The sequence below is a fragment of the Methylobacterium sp. AC315 genome, assembly GCF_979253755.1.
The window spans coordinates 194,936-215,711 of the sequence record NZ_CEEDEA010000003.1 but is presented as its reverse complement, the minus strand read 5'-3'; the positions used below and the strand labels follow the sequence as shown (position 1 = coordinate 215,711).

At 71.8% G+C, this 20,776-nt stretch carries 21 protein-coding genes; 16 read left to right on the top strand and 5 right to left on the bottom strand.

The window, feature by feature from the left end; translation table 11 throughout:
- Positions 1–5: 5 nt before the first annotated feature.
- From AC0IY0_RS06240 to cobJ, 7 genes are all read left to right on the top strand, one after another.
- Positions 6–404: a DUF1636 family protein gene (locus AC0IY0_RS06240; protein WP_461230815.1), complete on the top strand. Its 399-nt coding sequence runs from the start codon at positions 6–8 to the stop codon at positions 402–404.
- The gene (gene cobW / locus AC0IY0_RS06235; RefSeq protein ID WP_147938658.1) at positions 401–1,435 is read left to right on the top strand and encodes a cobalamin biosynthesis protein CobW; all 1,035 of its coding nucleotides are present in this window, start codon (positions 401–403) and stop codon (positions 1,433–1,435) included. The genes AC0IY0_RS06240 and cobW overlap by 4 nt, the downstream gene beginning before the upstream one ends.
- Before the next feature lie 72 nt (positions 1,436–1,507).
- Positions 1,508–4,981, top strand: a complete 3,474-nt coding sequence (gene cobN / locus AC0IY0_RS06230) for a cobaltochelatase subunit CobN (protein ID WP_471763324.1) — start codon at positions 1,508–1,510, stop codon at positions 4,979–4,981.
- Positions 4,978–6,339, top strand: coding sequence for a precorrin-3B synthase (gene cobG / locus AC0IY0_RS06225; protein ID WP_471763323.1), 1,362 nt, complete (start codon positions 4,978–4,980; stop codon positions 6,337–6,339). Before cobN ends, cobG begins: the two co-directional genes overlap by 4 nt.
- Complete coding sequence (locus tag AC0IY0_RS06220; protein WP_147905849.1) at positions 6,336–7,016, top strand: precorrin-8X methylmutase; 681 nt, start codon at positions 6,336–6,338, stop codon at positions 7,014–7,016. The genes cobG and AC0IY0_RS06220 overlap by 4 nt, the downstream gene beginning before the upstream one ends.
- Complete coding sequence (locus AC0IY0_RS06215) at positions 7,016–7,795, top strand: precorrin-2 C(20)-methyltransferase (protein WP_147905850.1); 780 nt, start codon at positions 7,016–7,018, stop codon at positions 7,793–7,795. Before AC0IY0_RS06220 ends, AC0IY0_RS06215 begins: the two co-directional genes overlap by 1 nt.
- Positions 7,792–8,553: a precorrin-3B C(17)-methyltransferase gene (gene cobJ, locus AC0IY0_RS06210; RefSeq protein WP_471763322.1), complete on the top strand. Its 762-nt coding sequence runs from the start codon at positions 7,792–7,794 to the stop codon at positions 8,551–8,553. Before AC0IY0_RS06215 ends, cobJ begins: the two co-directional genes overlap by 4 nt.
- Here cobJ and AC0IY0_RS06205 read toward each other — a convergent pair.
- Complete coding sequence (locus tag AC0IY0_RS06205; protein ID WP_471763321.1) at positions 8,520–9,317, bottom strand: cobalt-precorrin-6A reductase; 798 nt, start codon at positions 9,315–9,317, stop codon at positions 8,520–8,522. The genes cobJ and AC0IY0_RS06205 overlap by 34 nt on opposite strands.
- Here AC0IY0_RS06205 and cbiE point away from each other — a divergent pair.
- Genes cbiE through AC0IY0_RS06185 form a run of 4 tightly spaced genes read left to right on the top strand, consistent with a single transcriptional unit; the run spans position 9,316 to position 13,026 of the window.
- Complete coding sequence (gene cbiE / locus AC0IY0_RS06200) at positions 9,316–10,536, top strand: precorrin-6y C5,15-methyltransferase (decarboxylating) subunit CbiE (RefSeq protein WP_471763320.1); 1,221 nt, start codon at positions 9,316–9,318, stop codon at positions 10,534–10,536. The genes AC0IY0_RS06205 and cbiE overlap by 2 nt on opposite strands.
- On the top strand, positions 10,533–10,937 hold the full coding sequence (locus AC0IY0_RS06195) for a cobalamin biosynthesis protein (RefSeq protein ID WP_246692203.1): 405 nt from the start codon (positions 10,533–10,535) through the stop codon (positions 10,935–10,937). Before cbiE ends, AC0IY0_RS06195 begins: the two co-directional genes overlap by 4 nt.
- Positions 10,934–11,710, top strand: coding sequence for a precorrin-4 C(11)-methyltransferase (cobM, locus tag AC0IY0_RS06190; RefSeq protein ID WP_461230810.1), 777 nt, complete (start codon positions 10,934–10,936; stop codon positions 11,708–11,710). The genes AC0IY0_RS06195 and cobM overlap by 4 nt, the downstream gene beginning before the upstream one ends.
- Positions 11,707–13,026: a cobyrinate a,c-diamide synthase gene (locus tag AC0IY0_RS06185; RefSeq protein ID WP_471763319.1), complete on the top strand. Its 1,320-nt coding sequence runs from the start codon at positions 11,707–11,709 to the stop codon at positions 13,024–13,026. Before cobM ends, AC0IY0_RS06185 begins: the two co-directional genes overlap by 4 nt.
- 87 nt (positions 13,027–13,113) lie before the next feature.
- Here AC0IY0_RS06185 and AC0IY0_RS06180 read toward each other — a convergent pair whose 3' ends face one another.
- A complete protein-coding gene (locus AC0IY0_RS06180) occupies positions 13,114–13,524 on the bottom strand; it encodes a helix-turn-helix domain-containing protein (RefSeq protein ID WP_419830010.1) in 411 nt (136 codons plus the stop codon).
- Between the two features lie 484 nt (positions 13,525–14,008).
- On the opposite strand from AC0IY0_RS06180, the gene hmuQ reads away from it, so the two are divergent.
- Positions 14,009–14,353 carry a heme-degrading protein HmuQ gene (gene hmuQ, locus AC0IY0_RS06175; protein ID WP_471763318.1) on the top strand — a complete coding sequence of 115 codons (345 nt, stop codon included), beginning with the start codon at positions 14,009–14,011 and terminating at the stop codon, positions 14,351–14,353.
- A 440-nt stretch (positions 14,354–14,793) separates the two neighbouring features.
- Entirely contained in the window at positions 14,794–16,299 is a 1,506-nt protein-coding gene (locus AC0IY0_RS06170; RefSeq protein ID WP_147905857.1) for an undecaprenyl-phosphate glucose phosphotransferase, read from the top strand.
- 17 nt (positions 16,300–16,316) lie between these two features.
- On the opposite strand, the gene AC0IY0_RS06165 is transcribed toward AC0IY0_RS06170, so the two are convergent.
- Complete coding sequence (locus AC0IY0_RS06165; RefSeq protein WP_147905858.1) at positions 16,317–16,802, bottom strand: transcriptional repressor; 486 nt, start codon at positions 16,800–16,802, stop codon at positions 16,317–16,319.
- A gap of 124 nt (positions 16,803–16,926) precedes the next feature.
- Between AC0IY0_RS06165 and AC0IY0_RS06160 the strand changes: the two genes are divergently transcribed.
- From AC0IY0_RS06160 to AC0IY0_RS06150, 3 genes are read left to right on the top strand one after another with little or no spacing between them, the layout of a single operon-like run.
- Positions 16,927–17,061 carry a hypothetical protein gene (locus AC0IY0_RS06160; protein WP_281407053.1) on the top strand — a complete coding sequence of 45 codons (135 nt, stop codon included), beginning with the start codon at positions 16,927–16,929 and terminating at the stop codon, positions 17,059–17,061.
- Positions 17,058–17,876: a metal ABC transporter ATP-binding protein gene (locus AC0IY0_RS06155; protein WP_147905859.1), complete on the top strand. Its 819-nt coding sequence runs from the start codon at positions 17,058–17,060 to the stop codon at positions 17,874–17,876. Before AC0IY0_RS06160 ends, AC0IY0_RS06155 begins: the two co-directional genes overlap by 4 nt.
- Before the next feature lie 47 nt (positions 17,877–17,923).
- Positions 17,924–18,748, top strand: a complete 825-nt coding sequence (locus AC0IY0_RS06150) for a metal ABC transporter permease (protein ID WP_147906000.1) — start codon at positions 17,924–17,926, stop codon at positions 18,746–18,748.
- On the opposite strand, the gene AC0IY0_RS06145 is transcribed toward AC0IY0_RS06150, so the two are convergent.
- Both AC0IY0_RS06145 and queG read right to left on the bottom strand, forming a co-directional pair.
- Positions 18,749–19,612, bottom strand: coding sequence for an SDR family oxidoreductase (locus AC0IY0_RS06145; RefSeq protein WP_471763317.1), 864 nt, complete (start codon positions 19,610–19,612; stop codon positions 18,749–18,751).
- On the bottom strand, positions 19,609–20,754 hold the full coding sequence (gene queG, locus AC0IY0_RS06140; protein WP_471763461.1) for a tRNA epoxyqueuosine(34) reductase QueG: 1,146 nt from the start codon (positions 20,752–20,754) through the stop codon (positions 19,609–19,611). Before queG ends, AC0IY0_RS06145 begins: the two co-directional genes overlap by 4 nt.
- Between the last annotated feature and the right edge of the window lie 22 nt (positions 20,755–20,776).

The following is a 20,776-nucleotide window of genomic DNA, read 5'->3' as shown; positions in this document are numbered from 1 at the left end:
CCGTCATGCCTGAGACCGTCCTTTACGTTTGTACGACCTGCCGCCGCCCGGGCGACGATCCGGACGGGCCCCGGGCCGGCGCGCGCCTGCTCGAGGCCCTGCGCGCGCGCAACACGTCCGGGCAGCTGCGGATCGAGGGGGTCGAGTGCCTGTCGGTGTGCAAGCGGCCCTGTTCCGTGGCGGTCGCGTCCGAGACCCGCTGGACCTACGTCTACGGCGATATGGACCCGTCCGAGTCGGCGGCGACCATCCTGGACGGGCTGGCCGCCTACGCGGCGACGCCGGACGGCATCGTGCCCTGGCGGGAGCGCCCTGCCGCATTCAAGACCGGCGTGATCGCCCGCATCCCGCCCTTTCCCGATCCCCGCCCGCTTCCGGCCGGCACCTTGGAGGCTGCGGAATGACCATCGTGACCAAGATCCCCTGCACCATCGTCACCGGCTTCCTGGGGGCCGGCAAGACGACGCTGGTCCGCCACGTCATCGAGAACGCCAAGGGCCGCCGCCTGGCGATCCTGGTCAACGAGTTCGGTGATGTCGGCTTCGACAAGTCGTTCCTGGCCGCCTGCGGCGTCGAGGGCTGCACCGAGGACTCCATCGTGGAGCTGCCGAACGGCTGCATCTGCTGCACGGTCGCCGACGACTTCGTTCCGGCGCTCGAGAGCCTGCTCGGTCGCGCCGAGCCGCCGGAGCACATCCTGATCGAGACCTCCGGCCTCGCCCTGCCGAAGCCGCTGGTCCAGGCGTTCCAGTGGCCGGCCATCCGCTCGCGGGTCACCGTCGACGGCGTCGTCGCCGTGGTGGACGGGCCGGCCGTGGCCGCGGGCGCCTTCGCGGAGGATCCCGAGGCCCTGGCCGCCCAGCGCGCCGCCGACACGGCGGTCGACCACGACAACCCGCTGGAGGAGGTGTTCGAGGACCAGCTCCTCTGTGCCGACCTCGTCGTGCTCAACAAGTCCGACCTGCTCGACGCCGAGACCCGCGCCCGGGTTCGCGCCGAGGTCGAGGCTCACCTGCCCCGCGCCGTGAAGGTGGTGGAGACCGAGAACGGCGCCATCGACCCGCTGGTGCTGCTCGGGCTCGGCGCCGCGGCCGAGGACGACCTCGACGCCCGCCCCTCGCATCACGGCGACGGCGAGGACCACGACCACGACGACTTCGAGACCGTAGCCCTGCCGATCCGCCCGGCCGTCACGGCCGGCAACCTCGCGGCCCGCGTCGAGAAGGCTGCCGAGGCCGCGGGTGTGCTGCGGATCAAGGGCTTCGCCGAGGTCGAGGGCAAGGCCATGCGCCTCGTGGTGCAGGGCGTCGGCCGGCGCGTGGCCCACCATTTCGACCGGCCCTGGCGGGCGGGCGAGAACCGGGACGGTCGCCTGGTGGTGATCGGCCTGAAGGGCTTCGACCAGGGCGCCGTCGCCGCGGCGCTCGCGGGATGATCGCGATCGCGCGCGCTCCCTCGCTGAGACGCTGCGCGCGCGCCCGATCTGGCGGGGCCTAGGAAGCGCGCCATGCATCTCGTCCGCATCGATACGGTCTCCCTCGACGAGGGCGAGGCGGCGGTGGATCTCGGGCAGGAGCCGGGCGACCTCGTCGTGCTCTCGTTCACCGACAGCGACCTCGCGGGCATCGGGCAGGCCCATGCCGGCGAGCCCGGGCTGCCGAGCCTGCGGCTCGCAAAGCTCGCCAAGCTCCGGCACCCGATGTCGGTGGATCTCTACGTCGAGCGCGTGGTCGCCCGCGCGAAGCTCGTCGTGATCCGCTGCCTCGGCGGGTTGGATTACTGGCGCTACGGCATCGAGCGCTGTGCCGCCGCGGCGCGGGCGCACGGTGTCGTGCTGGCGGTGCTGCCGGGCGACGACCGGCCGGACCCGCGCCTTGCCGGCTTCTCCACCGACCCGGATCTGGCCGAGCGGCTCGAATGCTATTTTCGCGCCGGCGGCCCGGAGAACCTGCGGCGGATGCTGCGCCTCCTGGCCGTCCGGGTCGGCGCGGGAGGCACGGTCGAGCCGCCTCAGCCGCTGCCGCGGGGGTTTCCCTGGTGCCCGGGCTGTGGCGCGCTGCCCCTGGGCGTCGCCGTCGCGGCGGCCGAGACGGCGGTGCCGCTGGCCGACATGCGGGCAAAGGCGCCCTTGGCCCTGCTCCTGGTCTACCGCTCCGCGGTGCTGGGCGGCGACACCGCGCCGTTCGTCACCCTGGTCGCGGCCCTGCGCGCCCGCGGGATCGGCGTCTTGCCGATGGCGGTGTCGAGCCTGAAGGAGCCGGAGGCGGCCCGGGCGGTGGCCGAGGCCGTGCGCGCCCGCAAACCGGATCTGGTGATCGCCGCCACCGCCTTCTCGGCGCGGGAGGACGGGATCGATTTCGTCCTCGACGGCGCCGATTGCCCGGTGCTTCAGGCCTACACGGTCGGCTCGCCCCAGGCGGCCTGGGAAGCCTCGGCGCGCGGCCTCGGGGCTGCGGACCTCGCGATGCAGGTCGCCCTGCCGGAATTCGATGGCCGACTCTCCGGCTTTCCGATCTCGTTCAAGGAAGAGGCCGCCGAGGTCGCCGGCTTCGCCGAGCGCCGGGCGGTTCCGTATCCGGCCGGCATCGAAGCCTTGGCCGAACGGGCGGCGGGTTGGCTGCGTCTCGCCGCCCTCCCCCGGGCCGAGCGGCGGGTGGCCGTCGTCCTGTCCGATTATCCCGCCCGTGGCGGCCGGGCCGGCTTCGCGGTCGGCCTCGACACGCCCGAAAGCGCCCGCGCGATTTTCTCTGATCTTGCCGGGTCGGGTTACGCGACCGGTTTGCCGCCCGAGCCGGCTGCACTGATGCAGGCGCTCACCGAGGGCGAGGCGGGCTTCGCGGTACCGCTTGGGGATTATGTCGCTTGGCTCGCCGAATTGCCGGCGGCGCAGCGTGAAGCGCTGACGGCTGCCTGGGGCGAGCCAGCGGACGACCCGACGTGCCGCGGTGGTCTTTTCCGGTTCCGGATGGTCACGGCGGATGCGGCGGCCCCTCCGCTCACCGCAGCCGACCGGATACGCCCGCGGCCGATCGCATCGCCGGTCCCCTCTCCCGTGCAGGAGGGGGAGCACGCCGCATGTTTCGCGGGCCGGGGCGCGAACACCGACGCCTTTGGGATGGCGGGCGGACACATCGCGCTCTTCCTCCAACCCGACCGCGGCCGCGACCCGGATCGGAAGACCGGCTACCACGATCCGGAGCGCGTCCCGACCCACGCCTACTTGGCGTTCCACCTCGGGCTCCGGCAGCGTTTCGACGCGCTGGTGCAGCTCGGAACCCATGGGACCACCGAGTGGCTGCCAGGCAAGACGGTGGCGCTCTCGCCGGATTGCTTTCCAACGCTCTGCGTCGGCGGATTGCCGGTCATCTACCCGTTCATCGTCGACGATCCGGGCGAGGCCGCACCGCTCAAGCGCCGGCTGGGCGGGATCGCCCTCGGCCATCTCACCCCCGATACCGAGGTGCACGCCCTCTCGCCGGAGGCCGCGCGCCTGCGCGAGCTGGTGGAGGAGTATTCCGCCGCCAGCGTGCTCGATCCGCGCCGGGCCGGACTGATCGCCACCGCGATCCTTGAGGATGCGGACGCCGCGGGGCTTCTGTCGGGCGCCGGGATCGGGCCGGACACGCCCATGGACGAGGCGCTCACCCGCCTCGACGCCCATCTCTGCGATCTTGGCGAGACGACGTTCCGCGACGGGCTTCACGTCTTCGGGCGCGCCCCGGCCGATGCACGGGAGACGGTCCTGGCGAGCGCCGCCGGCGAGCGGGCGGGCCTTCTGGCGGCCCTGGACGGCCGCTTCGTGCCCCCGGGCCCCTCGGGCTCGCCGTCCCGCGGCCGTGCCGACGTGCTGCCCACCGGGCGCAACCTCGCGACCCTCGACCCGCGGGCGATCCCGAGCCGCGCCGCAGCGCTGCTGGGCGAGAAGGCCGCCGCCTCCGTGGTGACGCGCTACCTCCAGGACGAGGGCGAGTACCCGGCCCGGATCGTCATGGATCTCTGGGCGTCGCCGACCCTGCGCACCGGAGGCGAGGACGTCGCCCACGCCCTGGCGCTGATGGGCGTCCGGCCGGTCTGGGACCATGCCAGCACACGGGTCACCGGCTTCGAGGTGCTGCCGCTGGCGATGCTCGACCGGCCGCGCATCGACGTGACGGTCCGCGTCTCGGGCGCGTTCCGCGACACCTTCCCGGATACGCTGGCGCTGCTCGATCGCGCCGCCCGTGCGGTGGCCGAACGGGACGAGGAGGATTGTGAGAATCCCCTGGCCGCCGCGCGCCGCCGTGGTGAGACGACCGCCCGGGTCTACGGTGCGGCACCGGGTCGCTACGGCGCCGGCACGGCCGCCACCGCCCTCGACGGCGCCTGGGACGTCCGGGCCGATCTCGGACGGGCTTACCTCGCGGCCAGCAGCCACGCCTACGGCGACCGCGAGGGGCCGGACGCGGAGTTCGGCGCCCGGATCGCGGCGGCGGACGCCTATCTGCACGCCTTCGACGTGGCCGAGCGCGACCTGTTCGACGGCGATGCCGCGGTGGACGCCATGGGCGGGTTCGCGGCCGCCGCCACGCTCCAGGGCGCCAGCCCCACCTTGTACAGCCTCGACGTCTCTGTTCCCGACCGCCCAAAGGCCCGCACCGCCCGGGAGGATGCAGCCCGGCTGATCGGTGGCCGCCTGGCAGACGCCCGCTGGATCGCGGGCCAGCTCCGCCACGGTTACCGCGGCGCGCAGGAATTGGCCCAGGGCCTCGACGCCGTGTTCGTGCTGGCCGCAGCGAGCGACGCCGTGACCGATGCCGGCTTCGACCGCCTCTACGCGGCCTGGATTGCCGATGCCGACGTCTTCGACCGCCTGCGTGCCGCCAACCCAGCCGCGACCCGGGCGATCCTGGAGCGGTTCGACGAGGCCCGCGACCGTGGCCTGTGGCACAGCCGGCGCAACGCGCTGCCGGCCGACGCGCTGATGCCGGAGGCCGCCGAATGAGCGCCTCCACCCATCGCAGGGTTCTGCCCCAGGCGCCCGCGCGCCGGGGCTGGTGCCCGGGGCTCAGCCGCCCGATGCCCACCGGCGACGGCCTGCTCGCCCGGGTGCATCCGCCCCTCGGGATCCTGACCCTGGCGCAAGCACACGCCGTAGCCGACGGCGCTCGTCGCTTCGGCAATGGCCATCTCGACCTCACCGCCCGCGCCAACCTCCAGATCCGCGGCGTGTCCGAGGCGACGCGCACGCCGCTCGCCCGGCTGCTGGAAACCGCCGGCCTCGGCGACGCGCGCAGCGATGGCGGTCCGCAGCGGCTGACGCTCACCAGCCCGCTCGCCGGCCGCGATTCCGCGGAAACGCTCGATGTGCCGGCCCTCGCGCGTGCCGTGGAGGCGGCGGGACTCGCGGTGGCGGGGCTGCCGGCCAAGACGCTGGTGGTGGTCGAAGGGCGCCTGGGTGCGGAGGTGCCTGAGGGCGATGTCCGTATGTTCCCCTGTGCCGCCGGCGATGTCGGGATTGCGGTCGCCACGGAGCACGGTCTTCACGATCTCGTCGCCTGTACCCGGGAGGAGGCACCGGCGGCGGTCGCAGCGCTGCTGAACGCCTTCGCCCGGACCGGCCGGCGGCGGATGCGCGATCTGTCGCCCGATGAGTTCGGCGCGGTGGAGAATGCCGTTGGGCTCGCGATGCAGGTGCTAGTCCCCCCTCCCATGCGGGAGAGCGGGCGCGGTAGCGTCTCTCCGCAGGGAGCGCCTTTCTCGCCGCTGACCGGCGTCACATCTTTGGCGCCGGGCCAATCAATGCTCGCCGTGGATGCGCCGTTCGGTCGCTGCACAGCCGCTGCCCTCGACCACCTCGTGGACCTTGCCGCTCGCCTCGGCGCCGAGGAGATCCGCTTGTCCCCGGCTCGCGGCTTCGTGTTGCTGCCGCGTCAGGATCCGTCCGCCGCCGATCTCACCGCTCTGGCCCGAACCTTCATCATCGCCCTCGATGATCCGCGGCGCAGCGTCGCCGCCTGTACGGGGGCGCCGGCCTGCGCCTCCGGATCGACGCCGACGCTCGTGGATGCCGCGCTTCTCGCGACGATATTCGCGCCACTCGGCCTGGAGGGGCGCGTGGCCCACGTCTCCGGCTGTGCCAAGGGCTGCGCCCGGCCGGGCCCGGCCGACCTGACCCTGGTCGGCCGGGATGGGCTCTACGGCGCCGTCATTGGCGGCGCGCCGGGCGATGAGCCGGCGATACACCTCCCTATCGAGGCGGTGATGGAGCGGTTAGGAAGGGCCAAGACCGTCGGGCTCGCCGCCGCCTTCGCGCCGGGGAACACCGTGACGGAATTTGGGAGGTACGAGAGACCGGCATGAGCGCGAGCCAGAACGCCCTGCGCCAGGCAGGTTCGGAGCCGGAGGCGGCCTCCCGGTACGACTATATCCGTGACGGTGCGGCGATCTACGCCCGCTCCTTCGCGATGATCCGGGCCGAGGCCGACCTCGCGCGCTGGTCGGGTGCGGCCGAGCGCGTCGTCGTCCGGATGATCCATGCCTGCGGCATGACCGACCTCCCGGTAGACGTGGAGATGTCGGATGGGTTCGCCGAGGCGGGGGTCGCGGCGCTCCAGGCCGGCGCCCCGATCCTGTGCGATGTCCGGATGGTCGCCGACGGCGTCACCCGGACGCGGCTGCCCGCCAAGAACGCGGTGATCTGCACGCTGGGCGATCCGCGCGTGCCGGACCTCGCCAAGAGCCTGGGCACCACCCGCTCGGCCGCCGCCATGGAACTGTGGCGGGAGCACCTGCCGGGCAGCATCGTCGCAGTCGGCAACGCCCCCACCGCCCTGTTCCGCCTGCTCGAACTGCTCGACGCCGGCGTGCCGCCCCCGGCCGCCGTGATCGGCATCCCGGTGGGCTTCGTCGGCGCGGCCGAATCGAAGGATGCCCTGGCCCGGGACGGCCGGGTGCCGTTCGTGGTCGTCCACGGCCGGCGCGGCGGCAGCGCGATGACCGCGGCGGCGGTCAACGCGCTCGCCAGCGAGGTCGAGTGATGGACGGGTTCGAGCGCGTCGAAGCCCCCGTCGAGGAGATCCCCGCGATCGCCGTGACCGGCACCCTCTACGGGGTCGGCATGGGCCCGGGCGACCCGGAACTGCTCACCGTGAAGGCGCAGCGCATCCTGATGCGCGCACCGGTGCTGGTGCATTTCTGCAAGCGTGGCCGGCGTGGCAACGCCCGTACCATCGCGGACGCGATCCTGCGCGACCCCGCCCGCGAGATGCCCCTCGCCTACCCCTACACCACCGAGATCCACCCGGAGCACCCGGATTACGTGGCGGCGCTGGCCGCCTTCTACGACGACGCAGCCGGCCAGCTCGCCGACCATCTCGGCGCCGGGCGCGACGTCGCGATCCTTTCGGAGGGCGACCCGTTCTTCTACGGTTCGTTCATGCACCTGTGGCGGCGCCTCAAGGACCGCTTCCCCGTGGAGGTGGTGCCGGGCGTCACCGGCATGTCGGGCTGCTGGACCCGGGCCGGCACGCCGATCACCTGGGGCGACGACATCCTCACGGTCCTGCCGGCCACGCTGCCGCTGGACGCGCTCACCGAGCGCCTGCGCGGCACCGACGCCGCCGTATTGATGAAGCTCGGCCGGCACTTGCCGAAGGTGCGGGCTGCGCTCACCGCCGCAGGGCTGCTGAACCGGGCCGTCTATGTCGAGCGCGGCACCATGGCGGGCGAGCGCGTGGTGATGCTCGCCGACAAGGCCGACGACGAGGCGCCCTACTTCTCGATGGTCCTCCTGCCCGGCGAGGGGCGTCGGCCGTGAGCGGCAGCGTCACGGTGGTCGGCCTCGGCCCCGGGGATCCCGGGTTGCTGACCGAGTCCGCCCGCCGGGCCCTCGACGCCGCGCAGGATCTGATCGGCTACTTTCCCTACGTGGCGCGCGTGCCCGAGCGCCCGGACCTCATCCGTCACGCCAGCGACAACCGCGTCGAAGTGGACCGCGCCCGCCACGCCCTGCAGCTCGCCGCCTCCGGGAGGCGGGTGGCGGTGGTGTCCGGCGGCGATCCGGGCGTTTTTGCCATGGCCTCGGCCGTGTTCGAGGCGGTGGAGCACGGCGAGCCCGGATGGCGCGACCTGACCATCACGGTCGAGCCGGGGATCACCGCGATGCTGGCCGCCGCCGCCCGGCTCGGCGCGCCGCTGGGCGGCGATTTCTGCGCCCTGTCGCTTTCGGATAACCTGAAGCCCTGGCCGGTGGTGACCGCCCGGCTCGACGCGGTGCTGCGCGCCGACTTCGTGATCGCGCTCTACAACCCGATCTCGGCCGCCCGGCCCTGGCAGCTCGGCGCCGCCTTCGATCTCGCCGCCGGGATCCGGGCGCCCGAGACGCCGGTGATGTTCGCCCGCGCGATCAGCCGGCCGGACGAGGCGATCCGGGTCTCGACGCTCGCCGAAGCGCATGCCGTACCGGCCGACATGGCCACGATGGTGATCCTCGGCGCCTCGACCACGCGGCTGATCTCACGGTCCGGCGGCGTGCCGTTCGTCTACACCTCGCGCAAGGTCGCGGGCCCGGCATGAATGCCGGTCTCGAGCCAGCGCAGAGCGCCCGCGGCGTCGGGGACGCTCGGCACGTCCGGCTTCTCCGGCCGGCGCACCATCACCACCGGGATCGCGAGGCTGCGCGCCGCCGCGATCTTGCCGTAGGTCGCCGCACCGCCGGAATTCTTGCTGACCAGGATTTCGGTACCGGTGGCACGCATCAGCGCGGCCTCGGCCGCCGCGTCGAACGGGCCCCGCGCCTCGATGGCCGTGAGGTCCGGCACGGGCAGAGCCGACCCGAGCGGCTCGACGCTCCGGGCCAGATAACTGTGCTGCGGCGCCACCGCGAAGGCGCCGGCCTCCTGACGGCCGATCGTCAGGAACACGCGCCGGGGCGCCGGCCCGAGGGCCGCGACCGCCTGTTCCATGGTCGCCACCTCGGTCCAGAGGTCGCCCGCCTCGCGGCGCCAGCCCGGCCGGCGGATCGCCAGCAGCGGCACCCCTGCGACCTCCGCGGCGGCGGCGGCGTTGGCCGAGATGGTCGCCGCGAACGGGTGCGTCGCGTCGATCAGGCGATCGATAGCCCCCGCGCGCAGATAATCGGCGAGGCCCACGGCGCCACCGAACCCGCCGATCCGGGTCGGCACCGGCTCGGCCTTCGGGGCCGCGGTCCGGCCGGCCAGCGACAGCGTTACGGCGTACGCGTTCCGGTCGGCCAGCGCCCGGGCCAAGGCGCTCGCCTCGCCGGTGCCGCCGAGGATCAGGATTCGCATCGCACCGCGGTTCATGGGGGTCTTGTCCATGAGCGCTGATCCCCTGTCGAGCCACCGCTGGCTATCGATCGTCGGCATCGGCGAGGATGGACGCTCGGGCCTCGCGCCGGCGGCTGCCGCGGCGCTCGATGCCGCGCAGGTCGTGTATGGCGGGCGGCGCCACCTCGCCCTGGCCGCCCCCCTCGACGCCGAGACCCGGACCTGGCCGAGCCCGATCCACGACGCCTATCCGGAGATCCTGGCCCGGCGTGGACGGCCGACCTGCATCCTCGCGACCGGCGACCCGTTCCACTACGGCATCGGCGCCGAGGTTGCCCAGCTGGTGCCACCCACCGAAATCCGCGCCTTCCCGCAGCCCTCCGCCTTCAGCCTCGCCTGCGCGCGGCTCGGCTGGCCGCTGGCCGAATGTGGTCTCGTCACCCTGCACGGGCGGGCTCTGGCGCGGATAGTGCCCCACATCCAGCCAGGGGCCCGGCTCCTGGTCTTGTCCTGGGACGGCACCACACCGTCGGCGCTGGCGGGGCTGCTCACCGAGCGCGGCTTCGGCGCCTCGACCATCACGGTGCTGGAGGCGATGGGCGGCCCGCGCGAGCGGGTCCGCAAGGGCCGGGCCGATGTCTTCGACCTCGGTACGATCGACCCGCTCAACACCGTGGCCATTGCGGTGGCAGGCGCAGGACAGGCCCTACCGCTGGCGCCCGGCCTCGACGACGGGCTGTTCGAGAATGACGGGCAGCTGACCAAGGCCGAGATCCGCGCCCTGACGCTGGCGGCTCTGCAGCCGCATCCGGGCCAGCATCTCTGGGATGTCGGGGCCGGGGCGGGGTCCATCGCGATCGAGTGGATGCTGCGCCATCCGAGCCTGCGCGCCACCGCCATCGAGGCTCGGCCGGACCGGGCCGAGCGGATCCTCCGGAATGCTCAGGCCCTCGGGGTTCCGGACCTGTCGGTGGTCACAGGCGCAGCCCCGGCAGCCCTAGCCCGTTTAGCCGCCCCGGACGCGGTCTTCATCGGCGGCGGCGTTTCCGAGGCGGGGGTTCTGGCGGATACGCTCGGTTCCCTCCGGCCGGGCGGGCGCTGCGTGGCCAACGCGGTCACGATCCAGGGCGAGGCGGCGCTGCTCGCGGCCTTCGCCCAACATGGCGGAAGCCTGCGGCGCTTTTCGGTCGATCGGGCGAGCCCGGTGGGGGGGATGCATGGCTGGCGTCCCGCGATGCCGGTGACCCAATGGGCCTGGACCAAGCCATGACCGACCCGCTCGTAGCCGGGATCGGGTTCCGGCGCGGCACCGGCGCCGACGAGATCGCCGCGCTCATCGCCCGCGCCCTCGGTGCCGTCGGTGCCGCCCGGACCGATCTGACGGCCATCGCCACGGCGTCAGACAGGGCCGCGGAACCGTCTATCTGCGCGGCGGCAGCGGCGTTCGGTCTTTCGCCCTGGCCGGTCGAACCGGCAGCCCTGGAAGCCTGCGACCCAAAAGTCGTCACGCGCTCGGCCCGGATCGAGCGCCTGCGCGGCGTCGGCTCGCTGGCCGAGGCGGCCGCCCTGGCGGCGGCGGGTTCCGAGAGCCGCCTCGCCCTTCCCCGCATCGCCAGCGCCGGCGCAACCTGCGCCCTCGCGATCCCGCACCAGACCGCTCGGCACCCATGACCGTCCACTTCATCGGCGCCGGACCCGGCGCTGCCGACCTGATCACTGTGCGCGGGCGCGACCGCATCGCCGCCTGCCCGGTCTGCCTCTACGCCGGATCACTGGTGGCGCCCGAGATTTTGGGCTGGTGCCCGCCGGGCGCCCGCATCGTCGACACCGCACCCCTCGATCTCGATGCAATCATGGCTGAGATCGAGACCGCGAATGCGGGCGGGCACGACGTGGCGCGGCTGCATTCGGGCGATCTGTCGATCTGGAGTGCGCTCGCCGAGCAGATGCGCCGGCTCGACCGGCTCGGCATCGCCTACACGGTGACGCCGGGCGTCCCGGCCTTCGCGGCCGCCGCCGCGATGCTGCGCCGGGAGCTCACGGTGCCGGGGGTATCGCAATCCGTCGTGCTGACCCGCACCTCGGGCCGGGCGAGCGCGATGCCGGAGCGCGAGACGCTCGCCGCCTTCGCGGCGACCGGGGCGACGCTGGCGGTGCATCTCTCGATCCACGTGATCGAGAAGGTCGCGGCCGAGCTGATCCCATTCTACGGCGCGTCCTGCCCGGCGGCGGTGGTGTTCCGCGCCTCCTGGCCGGACGAGCGGGCGCTGACCGGCGACCTCGCCGGGCTCCCCGCCCTCGTGGCGGGGGCCGGTCTCGAACGCACCGCCCTGATCCTCGTCGGGCCGGCGCTCGGCGCAGCCGACTTCCGGGAAAGCGCGCTCTACGCCCCCGATTACGACCGGCGCTACAGGCCGGGCGGGACCGTGGGGGGCGCGGTATGAGCGCCCCCGGCCTGCTGGTGGCCGCCCCGCGCTCGAGCTCGGGCAAGACCACCGTCACCCTCGCGCTGATGCGCGCGCTGACCCGGCGGGGCCTGCGTGTCCGCGGTGCCAAATGCGGGCCGGACTACATCGATCCCGCCTTCCACCGGGCGGCGACCGGCCAGCCGAGCTTCAACCTCGACAGCTTCGCCATGGCGCCCGGGCTCCTCGACGCGCTGGCGGGCGAGACGGCCGCGCGGGCCGATATCGTGGTCGCCGAGGGCTCCATGGGCCTGTTCGACGGGGTCCGGGCCGCGGAGAACCGGACCGGGGCAAACGCCGACATCGCGGCCCGCTTCGGCTGGCCGGTGGTACTGGTGATCGACGTGTCCGGCGCGGCGCAATCGGCCGCCGCCGTGGCGCTCGGCTGCACGCTCTACGACCCGCGAGTCCGTATAGCCGGGGTGATCCTCAACAAGGTTGCGAGCGCCCGCCACCGCCGGCTCGTGGAGGCCGGCCTTGAGCGCGTCGGCCTCCCGGTGCTCGGCGCCCTGATGCGCGATGCCGAGCTAGTCCTGCCCGAGCGCCATCTCGGCCTCGTCCAGGCGGGCGAGACCGCCGACCTGGAGGCGCGGCTCGACCGCCTCGCCGACCTGGCGGAAGCGGGTATCGACCTCGATGCCGTGATCGCCTGCGCCGGCGGCAGCGCTCCGTCGTCGGTGGGCGTGCTGCCGCGACCGCCCGGGCAACGGATCGCGGTGGCCCGGGACGCGGCGTTCAGCTTCCTTTACCCGCATCTCGAAGCCGGATGGCAGCTGGCTGGGGCCGAGATCGTCCCGTTCTCACCCCTCGCCGACGAAGCGCCGCCGGAATCGTGCGACGCCTGCTGGCTGCCCGGCGGGTATCCGGAATTGCATGCCGGGCAACTCGCTGCCGCGACCCGCTTCCTCGATGGCCTGCGCGCCTTCGCGGCGACACGGCCGGTCCACGGGGAGTGCGGCGGCTACATGGTCCTGGGTCGGACGCTCGAGGATGCGGATGGCAACACCCACGCCATGGCGGGGCTGCTGCCGGTCGCCACCTCGTACCGCAAGCGCAAGCTGCATCTCGGCTATCGTGTCGCCCGCCTCAGCAGCGACGGTCCGCTGGGCCACCGCGGCGCCCGGATCGTGGGCCACGAGTTCCACTATGCCAGCGAGCTGTCACCCTCCGCCGCGGAGGCGGACGCCCTTGCTCGCGTCACCGATGCGGAAGGCACGGATCAAGGCTTGGCCGGGCACCGGGTGGGCCTGGTGGGCGGAAGCTTCTTCCACCTCATCGCAGCCGAGGAGCTCTAAGAGGCACTCAGCGTGCGGGATCGTCGCGGCCGAAACGCGATGGATTTGATTGCCTGATGTGTACGGGACCGCCCCGGTCGAAACCGTTCAGACCGGATCGGCTGCGGGCGGTACGGTGCGGGCCTGCGCCAGCCGCGCGGCGCTCCGGACCAGCGCCAGGACGTCCCGGCGCATCTGCTCGTCCTCGATCAGCGCGTAGGCGCGCAGCAACTCGATCGCCCCGTGGGCGCTGAGGAAGCCGAACACGTCCTCCTGGGCGTTCTCGCGGGGCTCGCTCTCCTCGAAGAAGGCCGACACCGGCACCTCGAGCAGGCGCGCGATCTCGCGCAGCCGGCCCGCACCGACCCGGTTCTGGCCCTTCTCGTATTTCTGAACCTGCTGGAACGTGACGCCGACGGCGTTGCCGAGCGCGGTCTGGCTGAGGCCGCGGGCCTTCCGCAGCGCGGTGATGCGAATACCGACCAGACGATCGACGTCGGTGGTCTGCTTCGGCATGATCTGACTGGTCACGTCCTTGTCCGCGCTTTGAACAGCGTCCCCTTGCGGATCCGGTGTTCTCGCCTCGCCATCGCGCCGCTTCACCGTCCGACCCTCAATCTCATAACGCGCCTATACCTAACGTGCGGTGCCGCACGCTAGAGCAGCAACCGAATGCATTGCAAACGGTACCGGCTCTAAGCCCTTATTGTCACTTGCTCCCGTGCGCCGAACAAATTTTCGCGTCGATTGCGAGCGGTATAGCAATCGGATGACACCCCGACTGCGACACAATATGGACCGTCCCGCAATTGGACACGAAGTTGTTAAGCTCCGCAAGTCTAAGCATACATCTTGTGGTTTAACCTGGCGTATCTTCGAAACATTGTTGCTGAAATGTCGATCGGATAAGTCTGCGCAGAGCTTCGCGCGCGCCCCGTCGCCGCAGCAGGGCTCGCCCGGACCGGCTTCGGGGCCTAAATTCAGCCTCTCAACGGAGAACAGCATGTTTATCGCGATGAATCGCTTCAAGGTCGTTAAGGATGCGACCGAGGACTTCGAGGCCGTCTGGCTCGGGCGCGACAGCCATCTCGGCGAGATGGTTGGCTTCGTCGAATTCCACCTGTTGCGTGGGCCGGAGCAGGAGGATCATGTCCTCTACGCCTCGCACACCGTCTGGCGCTCACGCGCCGAATTCGAGGCCTGGACGCGCTCCGAGCAGTTCCGCAAGGCGCACAGCCGGGCCCCTTCGACCAAGCCGCTGTATCTCGGACACCCGCAATTCGAGGGCTTCGAGATGGTGCAGACCGTCGGCGGCGCCGAGACCGCGAAGCAGGCCGCTACCGCCTGACGTTGCAGTTACTGCCTTCATGACCCGCCGCCGGACCGAAATGTGGTCTGGCGGCGTGACGACGTAAGGTTGGGCGACCCCGTCGACGGCCGCGCGCAGGAACCGCGCCGCCCCTGTGTCCGGGATACCGCGAGACTCGGCCAAGCTTCTTGGTCCGCCAGAATTCAACCCTTCAGCAACGTCCCGGCATTACCACGCAACTGCTGGTATCAAGCCGTCGAACGGTCACGCACTGCATGTCTCCGTATTCTGGTGACTCAGCATTTACCATGTATTGCCGACCGGCAGACGTTCGCTTACATGGGCGGCCACCTCGAAGCGGCCGGACTACCGGATTTCGCGGCTCACCCCTTGCTCCGTCATCGGCAGATGCCGGCGCTGAAATCTTTCGTGTTTCAGACCGGTACAAAGTCCGATCAAACCGGGACGCGGCGGGCAACATGTTTCACGAGCGGGTTCCGGAGACGTTCCAGCCCCTTCCGACTTCGGCCGAACGCCGTCGCAGCGTGTGGTCGGCGCTCCTGCCGCGCCGCGGTCGGGCGTTCGCGCGAATCGTGATGTCGTCGTCGCTGGCCGCGGCAGAGATCGGGGCGATCGTCGCCGTCATCCTGGCCGTCGAGTTCGGCTACCAGATCGCCTTCGAGGGCGACAGCGTGTGGGTGACCGCCTTCCGGGGCCTGCGCCTGGCCGCGCTGCTCAGCGCGATCATCGTCTCTTCGAACATCCTGCGCGAGGATTACAGCCTCGACGGCATCATGGCGCAAAAGCTGAACGTCCAGCGCATAGCCTCGCTCTGGCTGGTCGCCTGGGCGGCGGTGCTTGTGGTCGGCTTCCTCACCAAGACGACCAACGATTACTCGCGCATCGTCTCGATCACGGCGTTCCTGCTCGGCCTGCCGGCTCTCCTCCTGACCCGCACCGTGGCGACCCGCCTGGTGCGCCGGAGCCTGACGGCGGGATCGGCCTCGGCCAGCCGCGTCCACCTTGTGGGGTACGAGGAAGACATCGCCCGGTTCTACGCCAGCCACGAGGCCGAGCAGCTCGGGTCCCGGATCGTCGGCACCAGTTACCTGCGCCGGGTCGATCCGGGCGCCGACACCGTGTCGCGGCACGATCAGCTCCAGGAGGATCTCGACCTCGCCGTGTCGGTGGTCCGGTTCCTGCGCCCGGACGACGTGTTCGTGCTGGTGCCGTGGACCGACACCGCCGAGGTCGAGCGCTGCATCGACGCGTTCCTGCGGGTACCGTCGGCCCTGCACCTGCGGCCCGGCAGCGTCCTCGACCGGTTCCCCGACATGCAGGTCGCCCGGGTCGGCGGCGTCTCCGGCATCAATATCGGACGCCGGCCGCTCAACGTGACCGAGATCCTGCTCAAGCGTGCCCTCGACCTCACGGTGGCGGCGATCGCCCTGGTGTCGCTTTCGCCGCTGCTCGCGGCCATCGCCGTGGCGATCAAGCTCGACAGCCCAGGTCCGGTCTTCTTCCGCCAGAAGCGCTACGGCTTCAACCAGCAGCCCTTCGGCGTGTTCAAGTTCCGGTCGATGCGAGCGGACGCCAACGCGGTGTTCAAGCAGGCGACCCGCAACGACAGCCGCATCACGCAGGTCGGCGCGATCCTGCGGCGGACCAATCTCGACGAGCTGCCGCAGCTCCTGAACGTCCTCAAGGGTGAGATGTCGCTGGTCGGCCCGCGCCCCCACGCCCTGGCGCATGACCGCAGCTTCGAGCGGCGGATCGCGCTCTACGCCCGGCGGCACAACGTGCGCCCCGGCATCACCGGCTGGGCCCAGGTCAACGGCTATCGCGGCGAGACCCTGACCGACCTCGACATGGAACGTCGCGTCGCCTGCGACCTGCACTACATCGACAACTGGTCGATCTGGTTCGATCTCCAGATCATGGTCCAGACCATCGTCTCGCGGCGGGCCTACAAGAACGCGCGCTGAACGACTCGGGACGCGCCTCAGGTTTCCTGCGCACGCTCCCGGCAGGCCCCGCAATCACCCTCGACTTCCAGGATGCTGTGGGCCGGCGTGAAGCCCGCCCGCTTCAAGGTGCGGCCGAGGCCGTCTTCCAGCTCCTCGGACGAGGCCTCGTCGACGCCGCCGCAGGTGCGGCAGATCAGGAACACGACCCCCTCCCCCGGGGCATGCCCGTGGGCGCAGGGTATGAACGCGTTGCGGCTTGCGATCCGGTGGACCAGGCCCTGCTGCATGAGGAAGTCCAGGGCGCGGTAGACCGAGACCGGCGCCACGCGCTTGCCCGGCGCACTGAGCTTCTCGGCGATGTCGTAGGCGCCCTGGGCCTTCCCGGCCTCCGCCACCGCTTCCATCACCTCACGGCGCAGCGGCGTGAATTGCAGCCCGCGCTCGCGACAGACGGCTTCCGCCCGCGCGAGCATGTCGCCGACGCCCGCCTGGCACGCGTCGTGACCCTCGTGACGGTGCATGATCGCTCCAACCCCGAAACCGCCAGTTGTCCGGCGGGTTTGTTACAGTGTATCACCGCGGCCCCGGAACGCACCAGTAGCCCGACCGGTCCCCGCGCCGGCCCGAGCGCGCGACGAGGACGTCTTGCCCCCGATTTCCAGCCCACGCCAAGCGGCTCCGCGATCCCTGTTCCGCAGCGGCATCGGCCCACGCCTCGCCCTGGCGGTAACGCTGTCGGTCGTGGTCTGGCTGGCGATCGCCTGGGCGCTGGCCGCATGAGCGACCGTCCCGCCATGCAGGATGCGATCCGGCTGGTCGGCCTGACCCTCGGCTACGATCGGCATCCGGCAATCCACCACCTGTCGGGGACCGTGCGCGCCGGCGACCTGCTGGCGCTGGTCGGGCCGAACGGCGCCGGCAAGTCGACCCTGCTCAAGGGCATGGCCGGCGAGATCCGCTGCCTCGAAGGGTATATCGAGCGCTCGGGCGCCCTCGCCTACCTGCCCCAGGCCGACGAGATCGACCGGAGCTTTCCGCTGAGCGTGATGGACCTCGCCGGCATGGGCCTGTGGCGGAAGGCCGGATCCTGGCGCAGCCTGGGCCGGCGGCGGCCGGAGATCGCGGCGGCCCTCGAGGCGGTCGGGCTCGGCGGCTTCGAGGCGCGCCCGATCAGCACCCTCTCGGGCGGGCAGTTCCGGCGGGCCCTGTTCGCCCGCCTGATCCTGCAGGATTGCCCGGTGATGCTCCTCGACGAGCCGTTCACCGGGATCGACAACCGCACCGTGGACGACCTGCTGGCGCTGATCCGGCTCTGGCACGGCCAGGGCCGTACCGTCGTCGCCGCTCTGCACGACCTGTCCCAGGTGCGCGAGCATTTCCCGACCACGCTCCTGCTGGCCCGGGAAGCCGTGGCCTGGGGGCCGACCGCCCGAGTCCTGACGCCGGAGAACCTGGCGCGTGCGCGCAACCTCTCCGAAGCCTGGGATGAGGACGCGCCGGTCTGCATCGGGCCCCGGACAGCCGACGCGCGCGGGCATGATCACGGGTCGCACGGCCCGGACGCCCACGACCATCATCACGAGGACGCGGCGTGATCGATCCGTTCGGGCCGCTGCTGGCACCCTTCGTGGAGTTCGGCTTCATGCGCCGGGCGCTGGCGGGCTGCCTCGCTCTGTCGGTCTCTGCGCCGCCGGTCGGGGTCTTCTTGACCCTGCGCCGGATGAGCCTGATGAGCGACGCGATGAGCCACGCGATCCTGCCGGGTGCCGCAGCCGGCTTCCTGGTCGCCGGCCTGTCGCTGCCGGCGATGACCCTTGGCGGACTGGTCGCCGGGCTGGCGGTGGCGCTTCTCGCCGGCGCGGTCACCCGGGCCACGGTGGTGCGCGAGGATTCGAACCTCGCAGCCTTCTACCTGATCTCGCTGGCCGGCGGCGTTCTGCTGGTCTCCCTGCGCGGCTCGCAGATCGACCTGATGCACTTCCTGTTCGGCTCGGTGCTGGCCCTCGACGACGCCGCGCTGATCCTGCTCGGCGGCATCAGCACGCTGACCCTGGTGGTGCTCGCCGCGATCTACCGGCCGCTGGTGATGGAATGCGTCGATCCGCTGTTCCTGCGCACGGTGAGCCGCAGCGGCGGCCCGGTGCATCTCGCCTTCCTGGCGCTGGTGGTGGTGAACCTCGTCGGCGGCTTCCAGGCGCTCGGGACCCTGCTGGCGGTCGGGCTGATGCTGCTGCCGGCCGTGGCGGCCCGATTCTGGGCGCGCGACCTGGGCGGCCTGATCCCGATCTCGATGCTGATCGCCGCGGTGGCGAGCGTGACCGGGCTCAGCCTGTCCTACCAGCTCGACCTGCCGAGCGGCCCGGCCATCGTGCTCGCCGCCGGCGCGCTCTACATCGTCTCGATGCTCGCCGGCCCGCGCGGCGGCCTGCTCCGCCGCCTCGTCCGGCCGCGGCACCTGGAAGCCTGATCAGGCCTGATCTTTCAGGGCGGCCAAGCCCTCGCGATAGGTCGGGTACGCCAGCGCGACGCCGAGTTCGTCGCGGATCAGCCGGTTCCGCACGCGCTTGTTCTCGCCGTAGAAGCTGCGCGCCATCGGTGACAGGTCGGCGGTCTCGAAGTCGACCTCCGGGGGCAGCGGCAAGCTGGCGAGCGCCGCGGCGTGCTCGGTCACGGTCTGAGGCGGCGCCGGCTCATCGTCGGTGACGTTGTAGACCGCCCCCGGCCTCGGACGGTCGAGCGAGGCCATCAGGGTCGTGGCGATGTCGTCGACATGGATGCGGTTGAAGACCTGGCCCGCCTTCACGATGCGTTGAGACCGGCCCTCGCGCAGCTTCACGATCGGGTTGCGCCCCGGGCCGTAGATGCCCGACAGCCGGAACACCTGCACGGCCTTGCCGGTCCGGGCGCCGAGATCGAACCAGGCCGCCTCGGCCTCGAGCCGGATCCGGGAGCGGGCGCTGCGCGGCGCGGCCGGCGTGGCCTCGTCGATCCAGGCGCCACCCTGGTCGCCGTACACGCCGATGGTCGAGAGATAGCCGATCCAGCCGACCCGGCTCGCCGCGATCGCGTCCTCGTAGCGCCGGAGCACCGGGTCGCCCCGCTCGGAGGGGGGCGCCGAGACGAGGAGCGCGTCGGTGTCGGCGAGGTCGTCGGCGATCCGGGGATCGTCCGCCTCCGGCCCGAAGGCCCGCATGGTGAAGCCGGTCTCGGTGGCGATGCGCTCGGCACTCGCCGGGTCGGTGACGGTGCCCCGCACCGTCTGGAAGCGGTCGCGCGCCCGCTCGGCAAAACGGCGGCCGGTGAAGCCGAGCCCGAAGATGAAGAGATTCATGCCCGGGATGTCTCGCCGGTCCGGAGTTCCGTCAAGGCGGTGGCGGCGATCCACTCGCTGCGAACATGAGAATCCGTCTCGGCTGCTTCGTGCTGTTGGCGCAGTGCCTGAACGGAGGCGGGCTTCAGCAGGCGGCCGCAGGCCCACACCGCCATGCCCCGCACCAGCGGCGAGGCGTCCGCGAGCCGCGCGATCGCCGCATCCGCGAGGTGGGGATCGCCGGAATTGCCGACTGCGATCATGACGTTCCGCAGGAACCGGTCCCGGCCGGTGCGCTTCACCGGGGTTCCGGCGAACAGTTTCCGGAAGGCCGCGTCGTCCAATCCGGCGAGGTCCGCCAGCGCCGGAGCGGCGAGGTCGGCCCGGGCAGCCAAGCGGGCATCGGCCGCGGTCCGGGCGAACTTGTTCCAGGGGCAGACCGCCAGGCAATCGTCGCAGCCGAACACGCGGTTGCCGATCGCCGTCCGGAACTCCGTCGCGATCGGCCCGGCATGTTCGATGGTGAGGTACGAGATGCAGCGCCGCGCATCGAGCCGGTACGGAGCCGGGAAGGCGTCGGTCGGGCAGATGTCCAGGCAGGCCCGGCAGGAGCCGCAATGGCCGCGCCCGGGATCGTCGGGCTCGAACTCGGCGCTGGTGTAGATCGCGCCCAGGAGCAGCCAGTTGCCGTGCTCCCGGGAGAGCAGCACCGTGTGCTTGCCCTGCCAGCCGAGCCCGGCCGCCTCGGCAAGCGTCTTCTCCATCACCGGGGCGGTGTCGCAAAACACCTTCACCCGGACGTCGCCCTTGGCCGACAGGTAGCCCCCTAGTTCCTTCAGGCGGCCTTTCAAAACGTCGTGATAATCCCGGCGGCGGGCATAGGCCGCGATCGCGCCGCGCTCCTTCAGGGCCACGAGGTCGAGCGGATCGTCGTCCGGGCGGTAGCTCATGGCGAAGACCAGGATGCTGCGCAGGCCCGGCCAGAGGCCGACCGGGCTCGCGCGCTGGTCGGCGCGGTCCGCCATCCAGTCCATCGTGCCGTGGGCGCCTTCCTCCAGCCAGGACGACAGGCGCGCGGGCAGGTCCGGGAGCCGGTCGGGCCGCGTCACCCGCATCCCGCAGAAGCCGAGATGGCGCGCCCGCCCCTCGACGAGGCGGCGCAGGTCGGCACCGTGATAGGTCCGT

Excerpts from the sequence above, each read along its gene's own strand:
- AC0IY0_RS06240 (WP_461230815.1), top strand. The coding sequence starts at position 6 with ATGCCTGAGACCGTCCTTTACGTTTGTACGACCTGCCGCCGCCCGGGC.
- cobW (WP_147938658.1), top strand. The coding sequence starts at position 401 with ATGACCATCGTGACCAAGATCCCCTGCACCATCGTCACCGGCTTCCTG.
- cobN (WP_471763324.1), top strand. The coding sequence starts at position 1,508 with ATGCATCTCGTCCGCATCGATACGGTCTCCCTCGACGAGGGCGAGGCG.
- cobG (WP_471763323.1), top strand. The coding sequence starts at position 4,978 with ATGAGCGCCTCCACCCATCGCAGGGTTCTGCCCCAGGCGCCCGCGCGC.
- AC0IY0_RS06220 (WP_147905849.1), top strand. The coding sequence starts at position 6,336 with ATGAGCGCGAGCCAGAACGCCCTGCGCCAGGCAGGTTCGGAGCCGGAG.
- AC0IY0_RS06215 (WP_147905850.1), top strand. The coding sequence starts at position 7,016 with ATGGACGGGTTCGAGCGCGTCGAAGCCCCCGTCGAGGAGATCCCCGCG.
- cbiE (WP_471763320.1), top strand. The coding sequence starts at position 9,316 with ATGAGCGCTGATCCCCTGTCGAGCCACCGCTGGCTATCGATCGTCGGC.
- AC0IY0_RS06205 (WP_471763321.1), bottom strand. The coding sequence starts at position 9,317 with ATGGACAAGACCCCCATGAACCGCGGTGCGATGCGAATCCTGATCCTC.
- AC0IY0_RS06195 (WP_246692203.1), top strand. The coding sequence starts at position 10,533 with ATGACCGACCCGCTCGTAGCCGGGATCGGGTTCCGGCGCGGCACCGGC.
- cobM (WP_461230810.1), top strand. The coding sequence starts at position 10,934 with ATGACCGTCCACTTCATCGGCGCCGGACCCGGCGCTGCCGACCTGATC.
- AC0IY0_RS06185 (WP_471763319.1), top strand. The coding sequence starts at position 11,707 with ATGAGCGCCCCCGGCCTGCTGGTGGCCGCCCCGCGCTCGAGCTCGGGC.
- hmuQ (WP_471763318.1), top strand. The coding sequence starts at position 14,009 with ATGTTTATCGCGATGAATCGCTTCAAGGTCGTTAAGGATGCGACCGAG.
- AC0IY0_RS06170 (WP_147905857.1), top strand. The coding sequence starts at position 14,794 with ATGTTTCACGAGCGGGTTCCGGAGACGTTCCAGCCCCTTCCGACTTCG.
- AC0IY0_RS06165 (WP_147905858.1), bottom strand. The coding sequence starts at position 16,802 with ATGCACCGTCACGAGGGTCACGACGCGTGCCAGGCGGGCGTCGGCGAC.
- AC0IY0_RS06155 (WP_147905859.1), top strand. The coding sequence starts at position 17,058 with ATGAGCGACCGTCCCGCCATGCAGGATGCGATCCGGCTGGTCGGCCTG.
- AC0IY0_RS06150 (WP_147906000.1), top strand. The coding sequence starts at position 17,924 with ATGCGCCGGGCGCTGGCGGGCTGCCTCGCTCTGTCGGTCTCTGCGCCG.
- AC0IY0_RS06145 (WP_471763317.1), bottom strand. The coding sequence starts at position 19,612 with ATGAATCTCTTCATCTTCGGGCTCGGCTTCACCGGCCGCCGTTTTGCC.